Raw genomic sequence first — 19,399 nt, 5'->3', positions numbered from 1 at the left:
TGCCCCAGCCCTAGCTTCTGCGTCCGAACCAGCCCTTCAGCAGCCCTTTGCCGGCTGCTGCTTTTGTTTCGGCAAGCATGTCGCCGGAAGGCGCCAGCTCCTCTCCCGCGAGCAAGTCCCGGGCATTCCCTTCGAAATAAAGCCGCGCCGGCCTCCCGAGCCTGGTCTCCAGCAGCGAGTACGCATCGGCGAGCTTGAACCCGCGCCGGCGGGCATGATGGGCATCGGACGAGACGAGGTGGATCAGTCCGTTCCGCACGAGCGACCACGCGCCTTTTTCGAACGTCTTGCCGTAAAGGCCCAGAAGGGAATGCGTCGTCACCTGCGTCCATGCTCCGAGCGCGATCAGCTCCTCCAGCTTGCGCGGCTCGCGCAGCGCCTCGAGGTTCCGCTCGGGGTGGGCGATGACCGGACGGATGCCGAGCAGCGTCAGCTCGTAGACGAGCTCGGGCATCTCGGCAGGCATCTCCTCGGCAGGCATCTCCAGCAGCAGATAAGGCGTGCCTGCCAGCGTCAGCAGCTCGCCTGCCTCCAAGTGGTCGAGCAGCTCGCCGTGGACGCGAATCTCCTGTCCGGGATGCAGGCGCAAAGGCAGCCCATGCGCCTCTAAAACCGCCTGGGACTCTTGCAGGAGCTCCTTCACGCGGGAGGCTGGATTCCAGTAGACGCCGTTGGCATGATGAGGGGTCGCGATCACGTCGGTAATGCCTTCCTCCACTGCGGCCTCCGCCAGCTCCAGCAAATGCTCCCGGTGACGCGCACCGTCATCGATGCCGGGCAGGATGTGCGTATGGATGTCGATCATCGGTTCATGCCCCTCTTTCCCATGAATTGGCTCCCTATTCATTCAACCCTAGACGATCGTCATCCTGCCTAGGCTTCATTTTTCGAAATTCGATTTCTATTCACAGGATATTCACAGTGTTATCCTCAATAAAAGGAGGGATGTGAACAACTTATCCACATATCCACTCGTTATTCACATTCCACTCCCATTCCATCCCCATGACCATTCGTTTATCCCCAGATTCCGTTCGATCGACGGCATGAAAAAAAAGCCCGGTCTCCTTGAACGGAGACTGGGCTTTAAATCGATCCGGAGCATCAGCCGCGCAGGCTGATCCGGTTCATCGCACGCTGCAAAGCCATTTCGGCGCGGCGGAAATCCACCTCGTCCTTGCGGCCGCGGAGACGATCCTCGGCGCGCTTTTTGGCCAGCTGGGCACGGTCGAGGTCGATCTCATCCGGAAGCTCGGCGCTTTCGGCGAGAATGACGACCTTTTCATGACGGATTTCGGCGAAGCCGCCGCTGACGGCGATCTTCTCCTCTTTGCCGCCGATCTTCGCCACGACGGCGGCGATCTTCAGCGGGGTTACCGTCGGGACGTGATGAGGCAGGATGCCCATCTCGCCCTCGACGCCGCGAAGAATGACCATATTGACGTCCTTGGCATAGACCGTCCGCTCAGGCGTTACAATTTCAAGCAGTAAGGTGCTCATACGATCCCTCCATCCGCCGAGGATTAAACCTCTTGAGCGAGTTTCTTCGCCTTGGCAACGGCGTCTTCGATCGTTCCGACGTTGTGGAAGGCCGGCTCAGGAAGATCGTCATGCTTGCCTTCAAGAATTTCCTTGAAGCCGCGAACCGTATCCTGAATCCGTACCGAGAGGCCCGGAATGCCGTTGAACGCCGCGGCAACGTGAAGCGGCTGCGACAGGAACAATTGGACGCGACGGGCGCGAAGGACGACGAGCTTGTCTTCCTCGGAGAGCTCGTCCATGCCGAGGATGGCGATGATGTCGAGCAGCTCTTTGTAGCGCTGAAGAAGCTTCTTCACGCTTTGAGCCACTTGATAGTGCTCTTCGCCGACGATTTCCGGCGTCAGGACGCGCGAGGACGAAGCCAGCGGGTCGACGGCCGGGAAGATGCCCATGGCGGCGATGTTGCGCTCCAGGTTGGTCGTCGAGTCCAAGTGGGCGAACGCCGTCGCAGGAGCCGGGTCGGTGTAGTCATCGGCAGGCACGTAGATCGCCTGGATCGACGTGACGGAGCCGTTTTTGGTCGAAGTGATGCGCTCTTGAAGCTGGCCCATCTCGGTTGCCAGCGTCGGCTGGTAGCCTACCGCGGACGGCATGCGGCCGAGCAGGGCGGATACTTCGGAGCCCGCTTGCGTGAAGCGGAAGATGTTGTCGACGAACAGAAGCACGTCGCGGTTCTCTTGATCGCGGAAGTACTCCGCCATCGTCAGGCCTGTCAGGGCTACGCGCAGACGCGCGCCTGGAGGCTCATTCATCTGGCCGAATACCATCGCCGTCTTTTCAATGACGCCGGAGTCGCTCATCTCGTGGTACAGGTCATTGCCTTCACGAGTACGCTCGCCGACGCCGGCGAAGACGGAGATGCCGCCGTGCTCGGATGCGATGTTGTGGATAAGCTCCTGCATCGTAACGGTCTTGCCGACGCCCGCGCCGCCGAACAGGCCGACTTTGCCGCCTTTGGCGTACGGAGCCATCAGGTCGATGACCTTGATGCCGGTTTCCAGAATTTCCTGCTGGGTGGAGAGCTCTTCGAATGCCGGTGCCTGACGGTGGATCGGCAGCGCTACGCTGCGGTCCACATCGCCGTTGCCGTCGATCGGATCGCCGACGACGCTGAAGACGCGGCCGAGCGTGGCCGGTCCAACCGGAACCGTGATCGGAGCTCCGGTATCGATGGCAGCCGTTCCGCGCACGAGGCCGTCCGTGGAGGACATGGCGACACAGCGGACCGTGTTGTTCCCGAGGTGGGTGGCCACTTCGAGAGTCAGCTTCACGTCCTGCTCGGAAGCGCTCTGAGCTTTTTGTTCAATCTTAATGGCGTTCAAGATTTCAGGCAGATGGCCGTTGTCGAACTCAACGTCGACGACCGGCCCCAGTACCTGGACAACGCGACCGTTGCTCATGGGGGTCCCTCCTGTAGTAAAGATAGTTGCATGTCTATGCGGCGAGCAGGCCGCAGCCTGCTCCAAATCGGCTGTTTCTTATTGCTGGGCGCTGGCGCCGCCGACAATCTCGGCGATCTCTTGGGTGATCGCGGCCTGACGGGCGCGGTTGTAGGAGAGCGTAAGCTCGCCGATGAGCTTCGTCGCGTTTTTCGTCGCGTTGCCCATTGCCGTCATCCGGGCGCCGAACTCGCTCGCCTTGCCTTCGAGGATCGCGCTGTACACGACCGTCTCGGCATATTTCGGCAGCAGGACGCTGAGCACGGACTCCGCGTCCGGCTCGTATTCGTACTGCGCCGCAGCGCCGGTGAACTCGTCGGAGCTCAGCGGAAGCAGCTTCTTCATCGTCGGAACCTGGGAGATGGCATTGAGGAAACGGTTGTAGACGATATAGACCTCGTCGTAGCGTCCATCCTCGAAGCCCTGCACCGCTTTGTAAGCGACCGGCTTGATGTCCCCATATTTCGGAGAGTCCGAGATGCCCGTCACTTCCTCGGCGATGTTGATGCCCCGGCGATTCAGATAGGCGCTGCCTTTGCGGCCGACGACGAGAACTTCGTACTCGTCCTTGGACCGGTGCTTGTCGGCGATCGTGCCCATCAGCTTGCGCAGTACGTTGATGTTGTAGCCGCCCGCGAGACCGCGGTCCGACGTGATGATCAGGTAAGCGGTGCGCTTCACTTCGCGAGTCTGCAGCATAGGATGCCGGATGCTGCCTGCGCCAGCGGCGATGCTGGAGACGACTTCACGGATCTTGTCGGTGTATGGACGAGCCGATAATGCCGCCTCCTGCGCGCGGCGAAGCTTCGCCGCAGCGACCATTTCCATCGCTTTGGTGATCTGCTTCATATTCTGCTTGCTCTTGAGCGAGCGCTTGATCTCCCGCATGCCTTTTGCCATTGGTAGTCACCACCTTACTTATCGGTCCATGTCCGAGCCCGGACATGGACCGGCATCATCGTTCCTAGCTATTAGACCGAGCGGGAGAAGCCTTTCTTGAACTCCTGGATGGACGCTGCAAGAGCCTTCTCGTTGTCGGGGTTGAGGTCTTTCGTATCGCGGATGGACGCCAGGATTTCCGGCTTGTTGGCATCCATGAAGCTGAGCAGCTCGCCTTCGAAGCGGCGGACGTCCTGAACCGGAATGTCGTCCACGAGGCCGCGCGTGACCGTGTACAGCGACACGACCTGGCGCTCCAGAGGCATAGGCTGGTTGATGCCTTGCTTCAGGATTTCCAGTGTGCGTTCGCCGCGGTCCAGACGGGATTTCGTGACTTTGTCCAGATCGGAGCCGAATTGGGCGAATGCCGCCAGCTCGCGGTACTGGGCGAGGTCAAGCTTGAGCGTGCCGGCAACCTTTTTCATCGCCTTGGTCTGGGCGGAGGAGCCTACGCGGGATACCGAGTTGCCGACGTTGACCGCCGGACGCTGGCCGGAGTAGAACAGGTCCGACTCCAGGAAGATCTGGCCGTCCGTGATGGAGATGACGTTTGTCGGGATATAGGCGGAGATGTCGCCCGCTTGGGTCTCGATGAACGGCAGCGCCGTCAGGGAACCGCCGCCGAGCTCGTCGTTCAGCTTGGCCGCGCGCTCCAGCAGGCGGGAGTGCAGGTAGAAGACGTCGCCCGGGTAAGCCTCGCGGCCCGGCGGACGGCGGAGCAGCAGGGACAGCTCGCGGTAAGCGGCGGCTTGCTTGGACAGGTCATCGTAGATGACGAGGACATGCTTGCCGTTGTACATGAAGTACTCGCCCATGGAGCAGCCCGTGTACGGAGCGATGTAGAGCATCGGGGACGGCTCGGATGCGCTCGCCGTAACGACGATCGTGTAGTCCAGCGCGCCTTGGCGGCGGAGGGACTCGACGACCGTACGGACGGTCGATTGCTTTTGGCCGATAGCCACGTAGATGCAGATGACGCCGTTTCCTTTTTGGTTGACGATCGTATCGATCGCGATTTGCGTTTTGCCCGTTTGGCGGTCGCCGATGATGAGCTCGCGCTGGCCGCGTCCGATCGGGATCATCGCGTCGATCGCCTTGATGCCGGTCTGCATCGGCTCGAAGACGGACTTACGAGCCATGACGCCAGGAGCCGGCGATTCGACCGGACGAGTCGCCGTCGTAGCGATCGGTCCGTTGCCGTCGAGCGGCTGGCCCAGCGCGTTGACGACGCGGCCCAGAAGCGCTTCGCCTACCGGCACTTCCATGATGCGGCCGGTACGCTTTACCGTGTCGCCTTCGCGGATGTCCGTGTAAGGTCCGAGGATGACGACGCCGACGTTGCTTTCCTCGAGGTTGAGTGCCATGCCCACGACGCCGTTCGCGAACTCGAGAAGTTCGCCCGCCATCGCGTTTTCCAGGCCGTGGACGCGCGCAATGCCGTCGCCGACTTGAATGACCGTGCCGACTTCCTCTACTTGGATGTCGGATTTATATTGTTCGATCTGCTGCTTGATCAGCGTGCTGATTTCATCAGGTCTGATGCTCAACTTCTTCACCCCTGTCTACAGTGCTTGGGAATTCATTTGCTTGCTCAGCCGCTCCAGCTTGCCGGAGAGAGAGCCATCGTAAATCTTGTCGCCGATGCGCACCTTCACGCCGCCGATCAGGGATGGATCTACGACCTGCTCGCCGATGATCCGGCTGCCCGACAGGGAGCTGAACTGCTGAACGACTTTGGAAAGCTCAACCGCCGACAGCGGGAGGGCCGTATAGATCGTCGCGCGCGATTCGCCGGATGCCTTGTCCGCGATCCGGCTGTAGGCCGCATACACCTCGCCGATGGCCGCGTAGCGGCCGCGCTCGATGAGCAGCGTGACGATATTCAGAACAATAGAGGACACGCGGTCCCCGATCGCTTTTTTGACGAGCTCCGTTTTCTCGGAGGCTTCGATGCCCGGAGTGCCGAGGAAGCGCAGCACGTCCGCGTCGCCGTTCAGCGCCTCGGAGACAAGCTGCAGCTGCTGGCGCACCTCGGAAACGATCCCTTGAGTGCCCGCGACTTCGTACAGCGCCTGCGCATATCTTTTCGCGATGACGTTGTCGCGGCTCATTTGCTGCTGACTTCTTTCAGATAGCGATCAACGATCTGCTCTTGCGATTTCTCGTCGATCTGCTTCTCCACGATCTTGGAAGCGATCGCGACGGAGATGCTGCCTACTTCGCTGCGCAGGGAAGCGATGGCCTTGTTCTTCTCGCTCTCGATGTCGCGCACGGCCTCTTCCTTGAGGCGGGCCGCTTCGGCACGGGCGGTGTCGACGATGCCGTCGGCCTGCTTCGTGCTGGTGATGCGGGCTTTCTCGATGATCTCGTTCGCTTCCTGGCGGGCTTGCGCCAGCGCTTGCTTCTGCGCTTCCATTTCGGCGGAAGCTTCCTTGCGGCTGTTCTCCGCAGCGTTCATCTGCTCAAGCACCATCTGGCGGCGCTGCTCCATGATGGAGAACAACGGTTTGAAAGCGTATCGGTTCAGAAGCCAGTAAAGAATGAGAAACGCCACGATCGCGTATACAAAAGACGTCCATTTCCAATCCATAACGGCACTCCTTTCACATGCATTTCACACTCAATTAAAACGAAGGCGTGGAGGGCAATTGGCCTTCCCCGCCATACGAATAGGTTTCTTGAAATTAGCTGAAGAACGCGAGGAAGCCGATAACGACGCCGATGATCGGCACGACCTCGACGATACCTACGCCGATGAACATCGTCGTTTGCAGCTTGCTTGCTGCTTCCGGCTGGCGGGAGATGCCTTCTACCGTTTTGCTGACGATCAGACCGTTACCTACGCCTGCGCCTACTGCGCCCAGACCAACTGCGATAGCTGCTGCCAATACTTCCATTGTTTAAAATCCTCCTCTGAATTGGGTAGTGAGTGGAATATGTCTAACACCGAACGAGCGGGCGAATTGCCTCGCGTCCAGCACGAACTGCTGCGGATCTAGTGCGCGCCGTCATCGTCATGGATGGCGGCTTGCGAGATGTACACCATGGTGAGGATCGTGAACAGGAACGCCTGGATGGCGCCTACGAATATACTGAAGCCCTGCCATGCAATCATGAACGGCGTACCGATAACGCCAAGCATGAGGATGGTGGAGATCAGCACCTCGCCCGCGAAGATGTTGGCGAACAGACGAAGAGCCAGCGTGACCGGCTTCGCGATCGTCTCGATGATGTTCAGCGGGAAGAAAATCGGGTAAGGCTTGAAGTAATGCTGGAAATAATGTTTGGTGTTTTGCTTCATGCCCAGGAAATGGACCAGCAGGAACACGATCAGCGCAAGCCCGGAAGTGACGGACAAGTCTGCTGTCGGAGATTTCCACCAAGCGAGTTCGGCATGTCCATGCGCGATGTCGTCGGCCGTGATGCCGAGCATCGGCTCATGGACGTACGTCACGATGCCAAATGGAAGACCGAGCAGGTTCGAGATGAAAATGAACAGGATAAGCGTCAAGCCAAGGCCGAGGAAGGGCCGAACCCGATTGAGCGGCATCGTGCTTGCGATCGTCGAATGGACAAAATCCACGGCCCATTCCATGAAGTTCTGTGTTTTGGACGGATTGGCAACCGACAGCTTGCGCGTGAGCAGCCTAGCCAACACAAACGTCAGGATGGCCGAGATCGTAATCGCAATGATGGCCGATAAATCGAAGTCGATTCCATTCCAAGTGTAAATCGGAAATTTGTGCATACCTTAATGTTTCACCCCTTTCCACTGCGTGGTCGGCCAAGCTTGAAGAAAGCGCATACCAGTATGACAAAAGGCACCGCAAAACATGAAGCCAGTGTAGCGGGGAGACTGATGTCTTCGGGATAGCGGTAGGCGATCATGACGGCGAGCAGCACCATCGCGAGCCTGCCGGCCATGCCCGTTCCGGCACGGCGGGGTTTGTCCCCTTGAGCCATGACACCGATCCAATCCACGCGCCTGCGCAGGAGAAAGGCGTTGAACGATCCTGCTGCGATGCCAAGCATGCATCCGGCCGCCGCCGCGCGCCAATCGGGAACGATGCCCCAGATCAGCAGACTGATGGCGAAGAGCAGCACGACGACGGACCTGGTCATCTTGAGCACTTCATTCATTGCTGTCCTCCAAAACCTTTCTTACAATGAAGACGACCGAAACGATGCCTGCCGCAAGCCCCGTCAAAACCCCCGCGATGATCCATCCCGGAGTTCCTCCGAACCTTGCTCCAAGCCAGTAGCCGATCAGCGTGCAGATCGCCACGTCGATTCCGAGAGCGCCGACAAGCGCAAGCGCCTTCAGCGGGTCCTCTCCCTTGCCCTTTTTGGTCATGAGTGTCCCCCATCAACCTTCATCATTTTATCCAAGCCGCCGAAGGTTTGTCAATTTTGATAATAGCAAACTTTCCGTGAACTTGGGATAAAAAACGTTGATTTGACGGGATTTGGCGAACTTCCAAACCATACAGTAGAACTGTATGCTAGGCTGTTGTTGGACTTGACCGCCGCCTCGCAAAAACTATGAACGTTGTGTGAACGCATCGGGCCGCTCGCCCCTGCCAAAATGATGCAGGATCGCGCGCACGATCCGCTCCGACGCCGCCCCGTCTCCGTACGGATTGGCGGCCTGGCTCATGCGCTCGTACGTTCCCCTGTCGGTCAGCAGCGCTCTCGTCCGATCGTAGACGCGGCTCTCGTCCGTGCCGACCAGCTCCAGCGTGCCGGCCTCGATCCCTTCGGGACGCTCCGTCGTATCGCGCAGCACGAGCGTCGGCACGCCGAAGCTCGGCGCCTCCTCCTGCATGCCGCCGGAATCCGTGAGGATCATGTACGCGTGAGGATAGAAATTATGGAATTCAAATACGTCAAGCGGCTCGATCAGGCGGATGCGCTCATGATCGCCGAGAATTTCCTGCGCGGGCTCGCGCACGGCCGGATTCGGATGCACGGCGTAGACGATCGCGATGTCGTCGAACTCGTCGGCGATGCGCTTCACCGCCCGGAAGATGCTGCGATGCGGCTCTCCAAGCGACTCGCGGCGATGCGCGGTCATGAGGATCAGACGCTTGCCGGCCGCCCATTCCAGCATCGGATGGGTAAAGGCAGGGTCGACCGTATACTGGAAGACGTCCGTCGCCGTGTTGCCCGTGACGTAGATCGACGCCTCGGACTTGTTCTCCTTGCGGAGATTGCCTGCGGACCACTCCGTCGGCGCGAAATGCACGTCCGACAGCACGCCGGCCAGCTGACGGTTCATCTCCTCCGGATACGGAGACATCTTGTTCCAGGTGCGAAGCCCCGCTTCGACATGGCCGACCTGGATCTGCTGCAGGAACGACGCATAGCTGGCCAGGAACGTCGTCTGCGTATCGCCGTGGACCAGCACGATATCCGGCTGCGACTCGCGCAGCACCGGCTCGAGCCCTTCGAGCACGCGGACTGTCGTCTCCGTCAGCGTCTGGCGGTCCTTCATCACGTTGAGGTCGTAGTCGGGCTCGATGCGGAACAGCTCCAGCACCTGGTCAAGCATCTGGCGATGCTGCGCGGTGACGCATACGATCGACTCGATCTGCTCGGGATGCTTCTGAAGCTCCAGCACGAGCGGCGCCATCTTGACGGCCTCGGGACGCGTCCCGAATATGGTCATCACTTTCAGCTTGTCCAACTTATACCTCTCCCATCAGAAAATTATTTCGTGCCGAACATCCGGTCTCCGGCATCTCCGAGCCCCGGGATGATGTAGCCCAGCTCATTGAGCCTCTCGTCGACGGCGGCGGCGTAGATGTCCACGTCGGGATGAGCCTCCTGGACGGCGCGCACGCCTTCCGGCGAGGCGATCAGCACCATCAGCTTGATCTGCGTGCAGCCGCGCTTCTTGAGCGAGCCGATCGCCGCGTTGGCCGAGCCCCCCGTAGCGAGCATCGGGTCGACGACGATGAGCAGCCGTTCCGTGGCGTCGGTCGGAAGGTTCATATAATATTCGGTCGGCTGGAGCGTCTCATGGTCGCGCGACAATCCGATATGCCCCACCTTGGCGGCAGGAATCAGCTTGAGGATGCCGTCGACCATGCCGAGGCCTGCGCGCAGGATCGGCACGATGCCGAGCATGCGGCCGGACAGCACCTTGGACTGGGCCGTCGCGACCGGCGTCTCGACCGTGATCGTATCGAGCGGCATGTCCCTCGTAATCTCGTACGCCATCAATGTGGCGACCTCGTCGACAAGCTCTCGGAAGTCTTTTGTCTTGGTGTCCTTGTCGCGGATGAACGTCAGCTTGTGCTGAATGAGTGGATGGTCACAGACGACCAGATTGCTCATGGGGGTTGCCCTCCTGGTATTCGCTTGAATTTGCTTGTCCCCGGCGTCCCGGGGCATAATCCCAACTATTATAGCATTCCCAGCAGGGCGGCGCATCAAGCATCGTCACGAACCGGCAAAAAGGAGCGGGGCCGTCCGCATGCCGAAGCAGCCCCTCCTCCCTCCCGCTGGATCGGGAAGGAAAAGGGGCTTGCGGCGGAGCGGATCCGCTTTAGTATTGGATGCTCGGATAGAGCGGGAAGCGCGCGGTCAGATCGCGCACGAGGCCGCGCGCTTTGTCCAGCGCCGCCTCGTCCTGCGGGCTGCGCAGCGTCAGGTCGATGACCTCGGCGATCGTGCGCATGGCGTCGGCGTCCATGCCGCGCGTCGTCGCCGCCGGCGTGCCGATGCGGATGCCGCTCGTGACGAACGGGCTCGTCGGATCGAACGGAATGGCGTTTTTGTTGACGGTGATGCCGACGGAGTCGAGCACATGCTCGGCTTCCTTGCCGGTGATGTTCAAGCCGCGCGTATCAAGCAGCATGAGATGGTTGTCCGTGCCGCCGGACACGATGTTGTGGCCGCGGGCGATCAGCTCCTCGGACAGCACCTTGGCGTTGGAGATGACGTTCTGCGCGTACGTCTTGAACTCCGGCTGCAGCGCCTCGCCGAGAGCGACGGCCTTGGCCGCGATGATGTGCATGAGCGGTCCGCCCTGGGAGCCCGGGAAGACGGCCTTGTCGATCGCCGCCGCCCATGCCTTGGTCGTCAGGATGAGGCCGCCGCGCGGTCCGCGCAGCGTCTTGTGCGTCGTCGTCGTGACGAAGTGCGCGTGCGGCACCGGGCTCGGATGCAGGCCCGCCGCCACGAGGCCGGCGATGTGGGCCATGTCGACGAAGAACAGCGCGCCGACGTCCTTGGCGATCTGGCCGATCTTCTCGAAGTCGATGATGCGCGGGTAGGCGCTGGCGCCGGCGACGATCATGCGCGGACGATGCTTGAAGGCGGCCTTGCGCAGGTCGTCGTAGTTGATCGTGAAGCTGTCTTCCTGGACGCCGTAGGCGACGAAGTTGTAGTAGAGGCCGGAGGCGTTGACCGGGCTGCCGTGGGTCAGATGGCCGCCGTGGGCGAGGTTCATGCCGAGCACGGTGTCGCCAGGCTTGAGGGCGGCAAGGTAGACGGCCATGTTGGCCTGCGCGCCGGAGTGCGGCTGCACGTTGGCATGCTCCGCGCCGAACAGCTCCTTCGCGCGATCGCGCGCGATGTCCTCGACGATGTCGACATGCTCGCAGCCGCCGTAGTAGCGCTTGCCCGGGTAGCCTTCGGCGTACTTGTTGGTGAGCACGGTGCCCATCGCCTCGAGCACCGCCTCGCTGACGATGTTCTCGGATGCGATCAGCTCGATGTTGTCGCGCTGGCGCTTCAGCTCCAGTCCCATTGCCTTGAGCACTTCAGGGTCTTGCTTGCGGAGTTGGTCCATGATCGATAAGTCCTCCCTATGGTAAATGATGATTGCTTCCCTCTAGTCGCAGCTGCCCGTCTCCGTCCCGGCGTCCGGCGGCAGCTCGTAGACCGCGCGCGGGCCGCCGATGAGCCTCGGCCGCGCGTACGCCATCGTCACGCGAGCCTCGCCGATCGTCCGTACGGAAGGACGGACCGGCACGGCGACGCGCTTTAGATGCATCCCGATCAGCGTCTCGCCGATGTCGATGCCCGCCTGCGCCTGCACCGATTCGACCAGGCAGGCATCCGCCAGCCGGCGGAACGCGTGGGCGGCCATCGAGCCGCCCGCGCCGGGCACCGGCACGGCGTTCACCGGCTCCAGGCCGAACCGCTCGGCGGCGGACCGTTCCACCACGAGCGCCCGATTGAGATGCTCGCAGCACTGGAACGCCGGCACGAAGCCGAGATCGGCTCGAGCTCTCTCCATGCCCGCGAAAATGGCCCGGGCCGCCTCGCCGCTGCCGGAGGTGCCGATGCGGCGGCCGAGCACCTCGCTCGTGCTGACGCCGAAAACGAGCAGCTGTCCCGGCAGCAGCCGGCCGCCGGCCGCCAGCTCGCGGATCAGCGTCTCGACGCCGGAGGCGATCGCCTCCGGCGATGCTGCATTCCTGTCCATGATGCTATCCCTCCTGACCGTGGATGCCGTTCGTGTCCTATTATACCGAAACGGGCTCCCTTTAGACGAGAGGTCTGAAAAAAACGAAAAGAGAGCTCTGCGCGCGAAAAAATCGCGCACACGCTCTCTGCCCAGGCGACCGGCCGTATGTTCCGATGCTCCATCGTGGTTGGACCCACTTCGTCGCCAGTCACATCGGAAACCGCTGTTGCTTGCCCTCATCATAGCCTATCGGAAAGCGGACTGTCAATGCTCGCGAGCGGCCGCGAAGCGGCCTTTCGGAGCTCCGGACGGAGCCGGCGACGCGAGCAGATGGGCAGCGGATCGGATGGGCTCGTTCCAAGCCCGCTCGCGGGACAGCCGGGAGAGGGCCGCCCAGGCTCAGTCCCGCCGCTCCTCGCTCAGCCGGCGCAGGACGGCGCGCACGGCCTGCCGGATTTCCGCCGCGCAGGCCTCGTACTCCTCCAGCGGGCCGCCGAACGGATCGGCGATGTCGCCGCCGCGGACCGTCCGCTCCAGCTCCGCGATGCGCCGCTCCAGCTCCGGCTCCGGCGGCCTGCCGAGCGAGCGCTCCAGCTCGCGCTCCCCGTACAGCCGGTCCAGCTCCGCCAAACGATCGCCGGCGGCGTACTCCAGCAGCGTATGCAGCTTGTCCGCCGCTTGCGGGAAGGCTTGCAGCAGCGTCCGGCGATGCGAGCCGGTCATCGCGAGGATGAGGTCTGCCCAGCGGACCAGCTCTCCGCTCACCGGGGAAGACGAGCCTTCGTGCTGGATGCCGGCACGGCGCAGCGCCTCCCGCGCATGGCGCGACACCGACATGCCCGAGGAGGCCGCCACGCCGGCTGAGCGCACCTCGAGCTCGATGCCTGTGCCTGCGGCTTCGGCGCGAAGCAGCGCTTCGGCCATCGGCGAGCGGCAGGTATTGCCTGTGCACACGAACAAGATGCGAACCGGTTTCATCGGATTCACCCCTCCTTTTGCCCCGGCCCCCCCTAGAGCAGGAAGAGGATGCCGAAGGTCATTAAGATGGCGCCGCCCGCAGCCTCTCCATAGCTGCCGAGGCTGCGGCCGATGCGCCGACCGGCCAGCAGCCCGAGCACGGACATCAGTCCGCCGGCGAGGCCGAACAGCAATATCGTCAGCAGCGCGTCGGCGGCGAACATGCCGAGCGAGATGCCGACGGAGAACGAATCCACGCTCACGCTGAGCGCAAACAGCAGCAGGCCGCCCGTCGTGCGGTGGTCGGCGAAGGAGGGACCGAGCTCCTCCCCGCCGCGCAGAGATACGAACAGCATATGCCCCCCCAGCAGAAGGAGCAGCAGCCCGGCGACCAGCGTCGCGACATGGCCGAGCAGCAGGCTCATGTATTGTCCCGCCGCGATGCCGACGAGCGGCATGAGGACGTGGAACAGTCCGATGACCGCGCTCAGCTTGAGGATGTCCAGCAGGCGGATGCCCCGCATGCCGATGCCGACTCCGAGCGAGAACGCGTCCATTCCGAGCGCGAGCGCCATGATCAGGAGCGTGAGCAGCTGTCCTTCGTGCAGAGTAGCTTCCAACATGGTCTCGATCTCCCCTTGTCCGATGGCTTGTTCTATCCAGCCTATGCGGACAAGGGAACGGAATATGATTGGCTTGGCCTGCGTTCGCGTAGAGGCGGGGGCGCAGGGGCGGGTTGCCGAGAAGTTACGCCGCTATGTAGACGAGTGGCGGAGGACTTACGCAAACGCCGCTATGTAGACGAGTGGCGGGGGACTTACGCAAACGCCGCTATGTAGACGAGTGGCGGGGGACTTACGCAAACGCCGCTCCGCGGACGGATCCTCTTTCCGATTCCGCTGAAGCCCAGGTTCCTTTGATCTTCCTTTCCAATATGGAAGGAACCCGGCCTTCAAGGGAACCGCTGGCGCTTCTCCAAGAGGATTCCGTCCCCTCCGCTCCTGCTCGCCTTCCGCTGGCTGCGCGACGTCAGTCGATGTGCTCGACTCTGCCCCCCGCAGCCCTTCTCCGCCTCCGGCTGGCTGCGGGACGTCAGTCGATATGCTCGACCCTGCCCCCCGCAGCCTTTTTTCGCCTCCGGCTGGCTGCGCGACGTCAGTCGATATGCTCGACCCTGCCACCCTCAGCCCTTCTCCGCCTCCGGCTGGCTGCGGGACGTCAGTCGATATGCTCGACCCTGCCACCCGCAGCCTTTCTTCGCCTCCGGCTGGCTGCGGGACGTCAGTCGATATGCTCGACCCTGCCCCCCGCAGCCTTAGATAATCGATTCATCAGCGCGAGGCCGATGCCGTCCGTCGGGCAGCCCTCTGCCCAGATGACCTCCGCGCCTCGCTCGTCGAACTCGCGCAGCACGGCGTACAGCGACTGCGCCGCCGTCTCCGGCGCCGCCAGCGAGCCGCAGGCGAGCACGATGTCGGCCCGATAGGCCGCCGTCGTCTCCTCGTAAGCGAGGATGCCGACGCGCCGCCCCCGGCCGCGAGCCTCGTCGGCCGCAGCCTGGACGGCCGCGCGCACCCGCTCGCGATCGCCGGCGATCAGCCGCATCTCGCCGCGCGGAGCGTAGTGCGCGTACTTCATGCCGGGCGAACGCGGGGCGGCGGCAGGCACGGCCGCTGCGGAGGCCGGAGCGGTCGGCGGCGCCTCGGCAAGCTTTGCGGCAGCATCCCTGGCAGGCGCGCCTTCTCCAGAAGCGCCGCCAGGGCTTGCGCCCATCCCTTCCTCGAACGCTTGCGCCGGATCGGCGTGCCCGCCCGCGCCGTCTACCTCCAGCAGCACCTCGAAGCCCGCGGCCCGCAGCTGCTCCGGCGTCACTCCGCCCGGCCGCAAGATGCGGACCGAGTCCGGACCGGCGCATTCGACGACGGTCGACTCCAAGCCGACGCCCGTCGGCCCGCCGTCCACGATGCCGGCGATGCGGCCGCCGAGGTCTTCCTGCACATGCCGCGCGGCCGTCGGGCTCGGACGCCCCGAGCGGTTCGCGCTCGGGGCCGCCACCGGACAGCCGGCGGCGCGGATGAGCCGCAGCGCCACCTCATGGTCCGGCATGCGCACGGCGACCGTATCCAGCCCTGCGGTCACGCGCGGAGATACGGCGCCGGGCACGGCGCGCAGGACGAGCGTGAGCGGTCCCGGCCAAAACCGCTCCGCCAGCCGGCGCTCCGCCTCGCCAAGCGGCCGGACGAGCCCGCGCAGCTGCTCCATGCCGGCGATATGCACGATGAGCGGGTTGTCGGACGGACGCCCCTTGGCCCGGAACACCTGCTCCACCGCCTCAGTGCTGCGCGCGTCGGCTCCCAGCCCGTATACCGTCTCGGTCGGAAAGGCGACCGTCTCCCCGGCAGCCAGCAGGGCGGCCGCCTCGTTCAGCTCGGCCTCCGTCAGCGCCCCGCCCTCCGCAGAGGGCCAGCGCTTCGTCGGCCGGTTCGTTTCGTGAAGCTTGTCAGACATGCGATCATCCCATCCATCCGCTGCGTTTTGCATGGTACCAGTATACCCTTCATCGCCGGCTCCGTCCAAGCTCGCCCCTGCAGCGGCGAGGGCCGCGGCAAGCGAAAACCAAGGCAGCGCTTCGCGATCCGCAGCGGAAAAACGACGATCGGCCGGACGCTGCGCCCGGAACCGGAACCGAAAAGGCCGGACTCCGCGACCGCGGCGCCCGACCTCATTTTCCTTTAGGCGAACAAGCCGCGCAGGAAGGCGAACAGAGACTCCAGCAGCTCCCATACGAAAAACTTCGCTTGCGGAGCCTCGCCCGGCTCCGCCGGGGCCGCTGCCGTCGTCTTGGCTCCATCCTGTACGGATGCGCTCGCCTGCACGGCACCGCCCTTGGCGGCGGCCGCTTCCGCCTTCGGCACGGCCTCGCCGGAGTCCGCGTCGACAAAGCAGAGCGGCGGGAACAGCACGCACCACCAGTTCTGACCGTCGCCTGCGCCGAGCGTAATCCGCAGCGCTTCGTAGTCCCCGGCGGGATACACCTTTTCCCCGTAGATCTTGGTCGGGAATTCCGCAAGGCCGAGCTCGGCCTTGAAGCCATAGTCGAAGCCGCGCGCCTGCAGCTTGCGGGCTACGACCGCTTCGATGTCGCCCATGCGGGCCTGGAGCGCCGCGCGGGCTTGCTCGATCGTCTGCGGGCCGGCGGCCCAGCCGTTCATCTCGGCGACGACCGCGTCGCGGACAGCGCGCTTGACGGCCTGGTCGACCGCCGAGTCGGAATTGGCGAGGATGCGGAGGCGGATCGCCTCGTTCGGAATTCCGCCCGGCGCGATCGCCGCGTTTTCCCGCACGGACTCCCAGCTCATGAGCAGCACGGCCAGGCTGACGAGCAGGTACAGGTGAGAGAGGCGGAACGGGAAGCGGTACGCATGCGGCGCAGCGGCATAAGGGCGGCGGACGGAAGAATAAGAAGAAGTGCGGGATACGGAAGAATAGGAAAGGGATGATCCAAGCATGACACAAGCTCCTCTCGGGCACCCGTCGGCACCGCCGCTTGCGTTCCGGAACGCTTTCTACCTTCAGTATGTCCGTCCGCGATTCTTTTAAACTAGCAGATGGAAAAAGAGATTCGAGTCCGGCCCGGCTAGCGGGTGCGCGCCGCCACGACATGGCGCTCGATGCCGCCGTAGTCGGTCACGATCCGGATGTCGTCCCACCAGCCGAATGCCTCCAGCAGGCCGGCGACTTGCCGGGTCTGGCCGATGCCGAGCTCGAAGGCGACGATGCGCGGAAGAGACGCCATGCCGCGCAGCTGCTCCGCCATCCGGCGGTACGGGTCCAGCCCGTCCGCTCCGCCGTCCAGCGCGAGTCGCGGCTCGTAGTCCCGCACCTCCGGCTGCAGCCCGGCCAAGTCCGCAGCCGGAATATAGGGCGGATTGGACACGAGGATGTCGACCGCAAGCCCCTCGAACGGCGAGCCGCTGCCCGGGAGGACAGGGGCGAGCAGATCGCCTTCCGCGAAGCCTCGCGCCGGGGCTCCGAGCCTCTCTGCATTGGCGCGGGCGACGGCCAGCGCCGCCGCCGACAGGTCGGAGGCGTACACCTGCCAGCCCGGACGCTCGGACGCCAGCGTCAGCGCGATCGCGCCGCTGCCGGTACCGACGTCCAGCGCGATCGGCCCGCTGGGCGGCACGGCGCAGGCCGCGCCATGAGCGGCGCTCCCCGCCTCGCCGCCAGCCCCGGCCGCAGCGCCGTCTTGCCCCGAAGCCGGCGGATGCTCCGCCGCACGGGCAGAGCCCTTCGCCTCCGGCCACAGCCGGTCGGCCGCCTGCAGCACCGCCTCGACGAGCAGCTCCGTCTCCGGCCGCGGGATGAGCACGGCCGACGACACGGCGAACGCCCGCCCGTAGAACCACTGCTCGCCGGCGATATACTGCGCCGGCTCCCCCCGGCCCTTGCGCCGGATCGCGTCGTTCCACGCCGTTTCCCGGTCCACCGGGAAAGGCTCGCGCGCCCCGAGCATCAGCTCGGTCCGGCTGCGGCCGAGCACATGCTGCAGCAGCAGCGAGACATTGTCCTCCGGCTCGTCCACGCCGCGCTCCGCCAAATAGCCCGCCGCATGGCGCTTCGCCTCGGCGATCGTCGCTGCCGCAGGCAGCCGGTATTCCCTGGCTGACTCCATCTCCTCCCGAAGCGCAGCGCCCTCCGCTGCGTCCTTCAGCTCCCGATGCTCCATGCCCGCCGCCCCTTTCCGTTTCCCTTGTCCTTTAGAATTCGACTCCGGCTCCGTTCCGCCCGAACGCGCGCGCGAGGAGTCCTGATCGCAAAAAAGCCCCTCCCGGACGGGAGAAGCTTTTTGCTTCGCTTGCGCGCCTGCTCGGATCATCGCCGCCGGCCTGCGCCGTCAGATGCTCCGGGCGGCTTCGATCAGGCGAGGTTTTCCTTCTCCAGCAGCTCCGCCTGCTCCGCCACCGACAGCGAGTTGATGATCTCCGTCATGTCGCCGTTCATCACGGAGTCGAGGCGATGCAACGTCAGGCCGATGCGATGGTCCGTCACCCGGCTCTGCGGGAAGTTGTACGTGCGGATGCGCTCGCTGCGGTCGCCCGTGCCGACCTTGCTCTTGCGCTCGCCGGCGATCTTCGCCTCTTCTTCCTGGCGATGGATGTCGTAGATGCGGGCGCGCAGCACCTGCAGCGCCTTGGCCTTGTTCTCGTTCTGCGACTTGCCGTCCTGGCAGGTCGCCACGATGCCGGTCGGCACATGCGTCACGCGCACGGCCGACTTGGTCGTGTTGACGGACTGGCCGCCCGCGCCGCTCGAGCAGAACGTGTCGACGCGGATGTCCTTGTCGAGAATCTCGACCTCGACCTCCTCGACCTCCGGCATGACCGCCACCGTCGATGTCGACGTATGGATGCGCCCGCCGGACTCCGTCACCGGGATGCGCTGCACGCGATGCGCGCCGCTCTCGAACTTGAGCTTGCTGTAGGCGCCCTTGCCGGAAATCTTGAAGATGACTTCCTTGAAGCCGCCGAGATCGCTCTCGCTCGCGTCCATCAGCTCGACGCGCCAGCCCTGGGATTCCGAGAAGCGGGTGTACATGCGGTACAGATCCGACGCGAACAGCGCCGCCTCGTCGCCGCCGGCCGCGCCGCGGATCTCGACGATGACGTTTTTGTCGTCGTTGGGATCCTTGGGCAGCAGCAGGACGCGCACTTCCTCGGCAAGCTGCTCGAGGCGCGCGCCGAGCTCCTCGAGCTCCATCTTGACCATCTCGCGCATCTCGTCGTCGAGCTTCTCCGCCTGCATCGCCTTGGCGTCCTCGTACTGGGCATGCACTTGCTTGTATTCCGTATAGGCGTCGTATGCGCCCTGCAGATCCGACTGCTCCTTGGAAAGATCGCGCAGCCGCTTAGGATCGCTGGATACATCCGGATCGCACAGCAGCTCGCTCAGCTTGTCGTATCGGTCGGCCAGCGCTTGTAATCGGTCCAACACCAGACTTCACCTCTGTATGGGATTGCGTATCGTAGGTTCTTGGATAAATGCCTTGCCCTTCATTATACCATATATGACGGGAGAACATAAACGGTCATGCGAAAAGCCC

General features: G+C 63.5%; 21 protein-coding genes and 1 riboswitch. All 21 genes read right to left on the bottom strand.

The features are described from left to right. Positions 1–10 precede the first annotated feature (10 nt). The 21 genes from B8V81_RS02630 to prfA all read right to left on the bottom strand — a co-directional run bounded on the left by B8V81_RS02630 (position 11) and on the right by prfA (position 19,290). Positions 11–805 (bottom strand): tyrosine-protein phosphatase, encoded by a 795-nt coding sequence (locus tag B8V81_RS02630; protein WP_101807620.1) that lies wholly within the window; start codon positions 803–805, stop codon positions 11–13. Positions 806–1,104: 299 nt separating this feature from the next. Further along, positions 1,105–1,500 carry a F0F1 ATP synthase subunit epsilon gene (locus B8V81_RS02625; protein ID WP_028598971.1) on the bottom strand — a complete coding sequence of 132 codons (396 nt, stop codon included), beginning with the start codon at positions 1,498–1,500 and terminating at the stop codon, positions 1,105–1,107. Between the two features lie 23 nt (positions 1,501–1,523). Next, the gene (atpD, locus tag B8V81_RS02620) at positions 1,524–2,942 is read right to left on the bottom strand and encodes a F0F1 ATP synthase subunit beta (protein ID WP_028598970.1); all 1,419 of its coding nucleotides are present in this window, start codon (positions 2,940–2,942) and stop codon (positions 1,524–1,526) included. A gap of 78 nt (positions 2,943–3,020) precedes the next feature. Then, complete coding sequence (gene atpG, locus B8V81_RS02615; protein ID WP_028598969.1) at positions 3,021–3,881, bottom strand: ATP synthase F1 subunit gamma; 861 nt, start codon at positions 3,879–3,881, stop codon at positions 3,021–3,023. Positions 3,882–3,952: 71 nt separating this feature from the next. After that, the gene (gene atpA, locus B8V81_RS02610) at positions 3,953–5,467 is read right to left on the bottom strand and encodes a F0F1 ATP synthase subunit alpha (protein WP_028598968.1); all 1,515 of its coding nucleotides are present in this window, start codon (positions 5,465–5,467) and stop codon (positions 3,953–3,955) included. Positions 5,468–5,482: 15 nt separating this feature from the next. Continuing rightward, a complete protein-coding gene (locus tag B8V81_RS02605) occupies positions 5,483–6,031 on the bottom strand; it encodes a F0F1 ATP synthase subunit delta (RefSeq protein ID WP_101807619.1) in 549 nt (182 codons plus the stop codon). Next, on the bottom strand, positions 6,028–6,510 hold the full coding sequence (gene atpF, locus B8V81_RS02600) for a F0F1 ATP synthase subunit B (protein ID WP_101807618.1): 483 nt from the start codon (positions 6,508–6,510) through the stop codon (positions 6,028–6,030). Before atpF ends, B8V81_RS02605 begins: the two co-directional genes overlap by 4 nt. 94 nt (positions 6,511–6,604) lie before the next feature. After that, positions 6,605–6,817 (bottom strand): F0F1 ATP synthase subunit C, encoded by a 213-nt coding sequence (gene atpE, locus B8V81_RS02595; protein WP_021880553.1) that lies wholly within the window; start codon positions 6,815–6,817, stop codon positions 6,605–6,607. Positions 6,818–6,915: 98 nt separating this feature from the next. Continuing rightward, positions 6,916–7,668 (bottom strand): F0F1 ATP synthase subunit A, encoded by a 753-nt coding sequence (atpB, locus tag B8V81_RS02590; protein WP_028598965.1) that lies wholly within the window; start codon positions 7,666–7,668, stop codon positions 6,916–6,918. Positions 7,669–7,679: 11 nt separating this feature from the next. Then, positions 7,680–8,060 (bottom strand): ATP synthase subunit I, encoded by a 381-nt coding sequence (locus tag B8V81_RS02585; protein WP_028598964.1) that lies wholly within the window; start codon positions 8,058–8,060, stop codon positions 7,680–7,682. Next, positions 8,053–8,274, bottom strand: a complete 222-nt coding sequence (locus B8V81_RS02580; RefSeq protein ID WP_028598963.1) for an AtpZ/AtpI family protein — start codon at positions 8,272–8,274, stop codon at positions 8,053–8,055. The genes B8V81_RS02585 and B8V81_RS02580 overlap by 8 nt, the downstream gene beginning before the upstream one ends. A 186-nt stretch (positions 8,275–8,460) precedes the next feature. Further along, the gene (gene wecB / locus B8V81_RS02575) at positions 8,461–9,606 is read right to left on the bottom strand and encodes a non-hydrolyzing UDP-N-acetylglucosamine 2-epimerase (protein WP_028598962.1); all 1,146 of its coding nucleotides are present in this window, start codon (positions 9,604–9,606) and stop codon (positions 8,461–8,463) included. A gap of 23 nt (positions 9,607–9,629) precedes the next feature. Then, a complete protein-coding gene (upp, locus tag B8V81_RS02570) occupies positions 9,630–10,259 on the bottom strand; it encodes a uracil phosphoribosyltransferase (RefSeq protein WP_028598961.1) in 630 nt (209 codons plus the stop codon). Between the two features lie 211 nt (positions 10,260–10,470). Then, a complete protein-coding gene (locus B8V81_RS02565) occupies positions 10,471–11,718 on the bottom strand; it encodes a serine hydroxymethyltransferase (protein WP_028598960.1) in 1,248 nt (415 codons plus the stop codon). A gap of 42 nt (positions 11,719–11,760) precedes the next feature. After that, the gene (locus B8V81_RS02560) at positions 11,761–12,357 is read right to left on the bottom strand and encodes a TIGR01440 family protein (protein ID WP_028598959.1); all 597 of its coding nucleotides are present in this window, start codon (positions 12,355–12,357) and stop codon (positions 11,761–11,763) included. A 122-nt stretch (positions 12,358–12,479) separates the two neighbouring features. Then, positions 12,480–12,561: riboswitch (ZMP/ZTP riboswitch) on the bottom strand. Positions 12,562–12,738: 177 nt separating this feature from the next. Next, positions 12,739–13,317 (bottom strand): low molecular weight protein arginine phosphatase, encoded by a 579-nt coding sequence (locus B8V81_RS02555; protein ID WP_101807617.1) that lies wholly within the window; start codon positions 13,315–13,317, stop codon positions 12,739–12,741. 32 nt (positions 13,318–13,349) lie between these two features. Continuing rightward, entirely contained in the window at positions 13,350–13,919 is a 570-nt protein-coding gene (locus tag B8V81_RS02550; RefSeq protein ID WP_101807616.1) for a manganese efflux pump MntP, read from the bottom strand. 658 nt (positions 13,920–14,577) lie between these two features. Then, entirely contained in the window at positions 14,578–15,804 is a 1,227-nt protein-coding gene (locus B8V81_RS02545) for an L-threonylcarbamoyladenylate synthase (RefSeq protein ID WP_244912699.1), read from the bottom strand. A 224-nt stretch (positions 15,805–16,028) separates the two neighbouring features. After that, on the bottom strand, positions 16,029–16,805 hold the full coding sequence (gene spoIIR, locus B8V81_RS02540) for a stage II sporulation protein R (RefSeq protein WP_101807614.1): 777 nt from the start codon (positions 16,803–16,805) through the stop codon (positions 16,029–16,031). A 128-nt stretch (positions 16,806–16,933) separates the two neighbouring features. Continuing rightward, on the bottom strand, positions 16,934–18,025 hold the full coding sequence (locus B8V81_RS02535; RefSeq protein ID WP_244912698.1) for a N5-glutamine methyltransferase family protein: 1,092 nt from the start codon (positions 18,023–18,025) through the stop codon (positions 16,934–16,936). Positions 18,026–18,216: 191 nt separating this feature from the next. Beyond that, positions 18,217–19,290 (bottom strand): peptide chain release factor 1, encoded by a 1,074-nt coding sequence (gene prfA, locus B8V81_RS02530; RefSeq protein WP_028598953.1) that lies wholly within the window; start codon positions 19,288–19,290, stop codon positions 18,217–18,219. Between the last annotated feature and the right edge of the window lie 109 nt (positions 19,291–19,399).

The organism is Paenibacillus pasadenensis (assembly GCF_002864175.1).
Classification (GTDB): domain Bacteria; phylum Bacillota; class Bacilli; order Paenibacillales; family Paenibacillaceae; genus Paenibacillus_O; species Paenibacillus_O pasadenensis.
The sequence above is the reverse complement of the archived record's forward strand: the minus strand, read 5'-3'. Positions and strand labels throughout refer to the sequence as shown.